This is a genomic window from Immundisolibacter sp., from assembly GCF_041601295.1.
In the GTDB taxonomy this organism is placed as follows: Bacteria; Pseudomonadota; Gammaproteobacteria; order Immundisolibacterales; family Immundisolibacteraceae; genus Immundisolibacter.
Genome location: NZ_JBFIII010000128.1, coordinates 1 through 6,487, shown reverse-complemented (window position 1 = coordinate 6,487; position 6,487 = coordinate 1). Strand labels below are relative to the sequence as shown.

Below are 6,487 nucleotides of genomic sequence, written 5' to 3'. Positions count from 1 at the left end.
GGCAATTTCCAGGGCCAGCGCGTGATTTTCGTGATCCAGCCCCGCCAGCACGGTTTCCATGGTCTTCTGGTAATCGCCAATCAGGCGCCGCTCCATACGGCGTTCTGCCGTATAGCCGAACACGTCAAACACGCCACCGCGCAGAAACTTCAGATGCGCCAGGGCCTTGAGCACCGGCAACATCCAGCCGCCATATTCACGTTTTTGCAGTTGGCCACTGATCGGATCGCGTCGCGCCAGCAGCGGCGGTGCCAGGTGAAAGCGCAGCCGATAGTCGCCAGCGAAACTCTCGCGAAGCTTGGCCAGAAACTCGCCGTCCGTATACAGACGTGCCACCTCGTACTCGTCCTTGTAGGCCAGCAGCTTGTAGAAGTTGGTGGCTACCGCTTCGGCCAGGCCGCTCATGCCCTTGGTCTTGGATTTTTCGGCTTGCCGCACCCGCTCGACCAGGCTCCGGTAGCCCTCGGCATAAGCCGCGTTCTGGTAGGCGGTCAGGTCCGCCACCCGCCGGTTAACGAGGCTGGCGAGGTCATGCGACAGGGGCGCGCTGGTCTTGGGTCCACGACTGCTGGCGGCGATGTCTTCCACCTGGCGTGGCTGCTCTGCATACAGCCGACCCCAGCGGAAGATGTTGACGTTGCCGTTGACTGACACGCCGTTCAGGGTGATCGCCCGCTCGATCGAGGCCGCCGACAGCGGCACCAGACCGCGCTGATAGGCGTAACCGAGCAGGAACATATTGGCGCCGATGGCGTCGCCGATCAGCTCCCGCGACAAGCGCGTGGCATCCACGAAATGCACCCGCCCATCGCCGCAGAACTCACTCACGGCGTGCTTCAGGTCGACGCTGGGCAAGGTCAGATCCGGCTGGCGGGTGAAGTCGCCGGTCATCTGCTCGTAGGTGTTGACCACCGCATTGGTACGGCCGGTGCTGGTCTTGGCCAGCACTTTCTCGCTGGCGCAGGTCACCAAGTCGGGCCCCAGCAGCAGGTCGGCGTTGCCATCGCCCACGCGTCCGGTGTGCAGCGCTTCGGCACTGGCAGCAATCTGTACGTGGCTGAATACGGAACCGAATTTTTGCGACAGACCGGTGTCGTCCAGCACCAGCACGTAACGGCCCTCCATGTGCGCAGCGGTGGCCAACAACTGGCTGACTGTGACCACGCCCATGCCGCCGACACCAGCTACCAACATGCCGTAGGCCGACTGCGCCTCGGGACGCGTGGGCTCCGCGAGACCTTGCAACAACGCCTCCGGCACCTGGTTGCCGCGGGGTCGGGCCAGGCCACCGCCATGGACGGTGACAAAGCTCGGGCAAAAGCCCTTCACGCAGGAGTAATCCTTGTTGCAGGCGGACTGGTCGATGGCGCGCTTGCGGCCGAATTCGGTTTCCAGGGGCACCACCGAGAGGCAGTTCGACTTCACCGAACAATCACCGCAGCCCTCGCACACACGGTCGTTGATGAAGGCCCGCTTGTCCGGGTCGGCCAGCTTGCCGCGTTTGCGACGACGGCGTTTCTCGGTGCCGCAGGTTTGTTCGTAGATGAGTACCGAAGTACCCGGACATTCGCGCAGTTCCCGCTGTACGGCGTCCAGCTGGTCGCGGTGATCAAGCGTGGTGCCCTCGGCGAAGTCGCGGCGGTTGAATTTCTCCGGTGCATCGCTGACCACGGCGATGCGCTGCACGCTCTCGCCGTGCATCTGGTGGGTGATCTGCACCACGCTGATCGGGCCGTCAATCGGCTGGCCGCCGGTCATGGCGGTCGCGTCGTTATAGAGAATTTTGTAGGTGACGTTGACACCCGACGCCACCGCCTGGCGGATGGCCAGCAGCCCGGAGTGGTAGTAGGTGCCGTCGCCGATGTTGACGAACACGTGTTCGAGATCCGTGAACGGTGCCATGCCGACCCAGCTGACGCCTTCAGCACCCATGTGGGTCCAGGTCTTGGTGTTGCGCTCCATGCGCTGGGCCAGAAAATGGCAGCCGATACCGGCCAGTGCCACACTGCCGTCGGGAATGCGGGTGCCGGTGTTGTGCGGGCAACCGGAACAAAAATACGGCGTGCGCTGGAACTTGGCCTGGTAGCGGCTGGCCCGCTCGCGCTGGCCCTCCAGCAGCGACAAACGGGTGTCGATGCCGGCGTCTGGAGTCATCGGTGCAAGCCGCCTGGCCAGCACGCGAGCCACGGCACGGGGACTCAATTCCCCGAAATCGGAAAACAGCACCCGACCGGCCTCATCGAGCTTGCCCACCACCCGCGGCCGTTGCCCGTCCGGCAGAGCGAACAGCAGGTCCTTGATCTGCCCTTCCAGCATGGCGCGGCCTTCTTCCACGACCAGCACTTCTTCCAGGCCGGCGGCGAACGCGCGCAGGCCCTGCGGTTCCAACGGCCAGATCAGCGCCGGCTTGTACAGCGTTATGCCCAGCTGCGCGGCGGTGCGATCGTCGAGCCCCAGATCGAGTAGTCCCTGGCGCAAGTCCTCATAAGCCTTTCCAAAGGCGACGATGCCCAGGCGCGGCTGCGGGCTGGTCAGCGTCACCCGATCCAGACCACTGGCGCGCACGGCTGCCTGCACCGCCGGCAGGCGGTAGCGCATCAGGCGTTCTTCCTGGAAGGTCGGCCAGTCCGGCACGCGCAGGTGCACGCCGTCCGGGGGCATCACGAAATCGGCCGGCAGCACCAGCCGACTGGCGGCAGAATCGAGGTCGATCACGGCCGACGATTCGGCCACGTCGGTGACCAGTTTAAGCGCCACCCACACGCCGGAGAAGCGCGAGATGGCGATGCCGGCCAAGCCGAAGTCGTACACATCCTGAATGTTGGCGGCGGCCAATACCGGAATGCCCGCTGCCATCAGCGCGAACTCGCTTTGCTGTGGCACTGTGGACGAGTGGCACACCGGGTCGTCACCGACCGCCATCAGCACCCCGCCGTGAGGAGACGTGCCGGCGAGGTTGGCGTGATGCAGCGCATCGCCGCTGCGCTCCACGCCCGGGCCCTTGCCGTACCACATTGCGAACACGCCGTCGTAGCGCGCACCCTCGAACACGGCCAGTTGCTGCGTGCCCCAGATGGCAGTGGCGGCGAGGTCCTCATTCACCCCGGCACGAAACACCACGTGATGTTCTGTCAAGTGCTTTTCAGCGCTCCACAGCGCCTTGTCCAGCGTGCCCAGCGGCGACCCACGGTAGCCCGACACATAGCCGGCCGTATTGCAGCCGGCGGCCAGATCCCGCGTGCGCTGTTCCAGCAATAAGCGAGTGAGCGCCTGCGTGGCCGACACCAGCACCCGCCCGTGGGGCTGTGCATATTTGTCTTCCAAGGTGACTGGCAGCAGGCTCATACAACACTCCGCGGGGGGCTGGAACTTGACAAGCGTAGCGCCGCCCTACCCGCCGCGGCAATGCGTGGCACCGGGGTTAGACTGACGCCGGCTTATCTGTGTGACAGCGAATTACCGACCGCATCGACCCCTGGAGGAGTGACACATGGCGGCAGTACTGGACGGACGGGTGGTGATTGTCACCGGCGCGGCGCGCGGCATTGGCCAGGCCTATGCCAAGGGTCTGGCCGAGCAGGGCGCGACGGTCGTTGCGGCGGACATTCTCCCCTGCGAGGAGACTCTGGGCATGCTGGGCGGCGACAGCCTGGGCCTGAAGCTCGACGTTACCGACATGGCCAGTTGCGCGGCCATGGCGCAGGCCACCGTCGAGGCGTACGGCCGCATCGACGGCATCATCAACAACGCCGCCATGTTCGGGCCGAGCGCGGTGACCGAGGGCGCCCGCATGCTGCCTTTCGACGAAATCTCCGAAGACGCCTGGCAGCGCATGCTCACCATTAACGTCACCGGCACCTGGCACGCCTGCAAGGCGGTGGTGCCCGCCATGCGCGCGCAGGGCTATGGGAAGATCGTCAATATCTCCTCGAACACCATCCAGCTGGGGAATCCAAACCTGCTGCACTACGTGGTCAGCAAGGGCGCGGTGGCGACGATGACGCGGTGCCTGGCGCGCGAACTGGGGCCCAACGGCATCCGCGTGAACACCCTGGTGCCGGGCTTCATACAGAGCCAGGCCAGCAAGGACATCATGCGCGAGAACCATGCCGAGGGCATCACTGACGCCATGAAGTCCATCTGCTCACTGGGCCGCGAGCAATACGCCGACGACCTGGTCGGCACGGCCGTGTACCTGCTGTCGGCGCTGTCGGACTTTGTGTCGGGGCAGATGATCTCGGTCGACGGCGGCGCTTGCTTTACCGGCATGTAATTACCCAATCGGTCGCCGAGGTTCCCCGTGCAACGTTTGCTAACAATTGTTCTTGTCACCCTCGTCGCCAGCCCACTGGCGGCTGCTCCAAAGCTCGGTGCCATTGCCAGTGCTCACCCGCTGGCCACCGAGGCCGGCTTCGAGATTCTTGCCGCCGGGGGCAATGCCTGCGACGCCGCGGTCGCGGTCAGCGCCGCCCTGGCGGTGGTCGAGCCGGTCAGTTCGGGTATCGGAGGCGGGGCTTTCTACCTGATCCAGCTCAAGGGCGGCAAAGCCCTGTTTGTCGATGCCCGCGAGCGGGCGCCGCAAAGCGCCTCGCGCGATATGTACCTGGGCGAAGACGGCAAGCCGGTGAGGGAGAAATCGCTGAATGGGCCACTGGCGGCTGGTATTCCCGGCGAGCCCGCGGGGTTGGTGCAGGTCGGCAAGCGGTGTGGCAGGCTGGGCCTGGCGCGCAATCTGTCGCCAGCCATTCGGCTGGCGACAGAGGGCTTCGAGCCGGATGAGTTTCATCTACAGATGGTCGGCATGCGGCAAAAGGCGCTGGCTGCCGCCCCGGCCGCGGCCGCTGTGTTCCTGGACCAGGGCCAGCCGCCCAAGGCCGGTTTCCGGCTGGTGCAAAAGGATCTGGCCGCGACCCTGCAACGGCTGGCACGCCAGGGCCAGCCCGGCTTTTACAGCGGTGACACGGCGCGGCTGCTGGTGGAGGGCGTCAACGCTGCCGGCGGCGCCTGGACCCTGTCTGATCTGGCCGACTACCGCGCCGTGGAACGCACCCCCCTGCGTGGGCGTTACCACGAGGTCGAGGTGCTGACCGCGCCGCCGCCATCGTCCGGTGGCGTGGCCCTGCTGACCGCTCTGAATATTCTGGAAGGTTACGCGCTGAATCTGCGCGATCCGGTCACGCGTAAACACCTGATTGTGGAGGCCATGCGCCGGGCTTACCGCGACCGCGCCGAGTATCTGGGCGATCCCGACTACGTGGCCATGCCGCTGGCGATGCTCGGCAGCAAGGACTACGCCGCCGGCCTGCGCGCTGGTATCCGGACTGACCAGGCCACATCGAGCGCCAGCCTGCCGGGCGCGCCGTCCGGCCCGGAAGGCACCGACACCACGCATTTTTCGGTGGTGGATGCCGCCGGCAACATCGTGTCGGCCACCCTCAGCGTCAACATCCCGTTTGGCAGCGGCTTCATGCCGCCCGGCAGTGGCGTGTTGCTGAATGACGAGATGGACGACTTCTCGGCCAAGTCCGGGAGCCCCAACGCGTACAAGCTGATTGGCAGCCACGCCAACGCCATTGCGCCCGGCAAGCGGCCGCTGTCGAGCATGACGCCGACCATCCTGCGCCGTGGCGATGCGGTGGCGGTGCTCGGCACGCCCGGCGGCAGCCGCATCATCAGCATGGTGCTGCTGGGGACTCTGAGTTTTGCGCAGGGCAGCGACGATCCGGCCGAGTGGGTGACGACCGGCCGCTACCACCACCAGTTCAGCCCCGATGTGGTGGAGTACGAACCGCAGGGCCTGGGTGCCGACGACATCGCCGGTCTTGAAAAACTTGGACACACCCTGCAGCAGGTGAATCGGCGCTACGGCAATATGCAGGCCATCGCCTGGCAGCCGCGCACCGGGCAAATGCAGGCCGCAAGCGACCCGCGTCGCAAGGGCAGTGCGCAGGTGCGTTGAGAATCCCGGGCTGGCCACAGGTCCTATCGGCATCGGCGCGGCCTTACGCTCGCGGGACATAGTGACTGGCAGCCCGTCGGACTTGGGCGATCGTAGCGAGCATAGTGGGAGACTGCGGACAAAGTTTCACGATTTTGACGCGCATGGTGGTTCCATGTAAGGAAAAATCGGGGAAATTTGGACCGTTCTCCCTCCTGCGCAGTAGATCAGCCCCAAGTCCGACAGGCTGCTAGCATAGCGAACCCTTAGCCCGCCCCGCCGGATCGCGTGAGCGATTCTGCTGCTGCCCACCGGCCTGCCAGCCCACGCATGAATCACAGCTACGACGCCGCTTCCATCGAGGTGCTGACCGGCCTCGAACCGGTGCGAAAACGCCCCGGCATGTACACCCAGACCGAACGCCCCAACCACCTGGCGCAGGAGGTTATCGACAACGCGGTGGACGAGGCGCTGGCCGGGCACGCGCACCACATCAGCGTCACGCTGCACGACGACGGCTCCCTTGCGGTGCGCGACGACGGCCGCGGC

General features: G+C 65.6%; 4 protein-coding genes. 3 read left to right on the top strand and 1 reads right to left on the bottom strand.

Going from position 1 to position 6,487, the window contains the following annotated elements; translation table 11 throughout:
- The coding region (locus ABZF37_RS13095; protein ID WP_372720637.1) for an indolepyruvate ferredoxin oxidoreductase family protein at positions 1-3,345 on the bottom strand (3,345 nt) is incomplete at its 3' end.
- 145 nt (positions 3,346-3,490) lie between these two features.
- Here ABZF37_RS13095 and ABZF37_RS13090 point away from each other — a divergent pair.
- The 3 genes from ABZF37_RS13090 to ABZF37_RS13080 form a co-directional block, all read left to right on the top strand.
- A complete protein-coding gene (locus ABZF37_RS13090) occupies positions 3,491-4,273 on the top strand; it encodes an SDR family NAD(P)-dependent oxidoreductase (RefSeq protein WP_372720635.1) in 783 nt (260 codons plus the stop codon).
- 27 nt (positions 4,274-4,300) lie between these two features.
- The gene (gene ggt / locus ABZF37_RS13085) at positions 4,301-5,959 is read left to right on the top strand and encodes a gamma-glutamyltransferase (RefSeq protein WP_372720633.1); all 1,659 of its coding nucleotides are present in this window, start codon (positions 4,301-4,303) and stop codon (positions 5,957-5,959) included.
- A 309-nt stretch (positions 5,960-6,268) separates the two neighbouring features.
- Positions 6,269-6,487, top strand: a 219-nt coding sequence (locus tag ABZF37_RS13080) for an ATP-binding protein (RefSeq protein ID WP_372720631.1), incomplete at its 3' end; no start/stop codon positions are given.

Coding starts and splice junctions, on each gene's coding strand:
- ABZF37_RS13090 (WP_372720635.1), top strand. CDS start 3,491: ATGGCGGCAGTACTGGACGGACGGGTGGTGATTGTCACCGGCGCGGCG.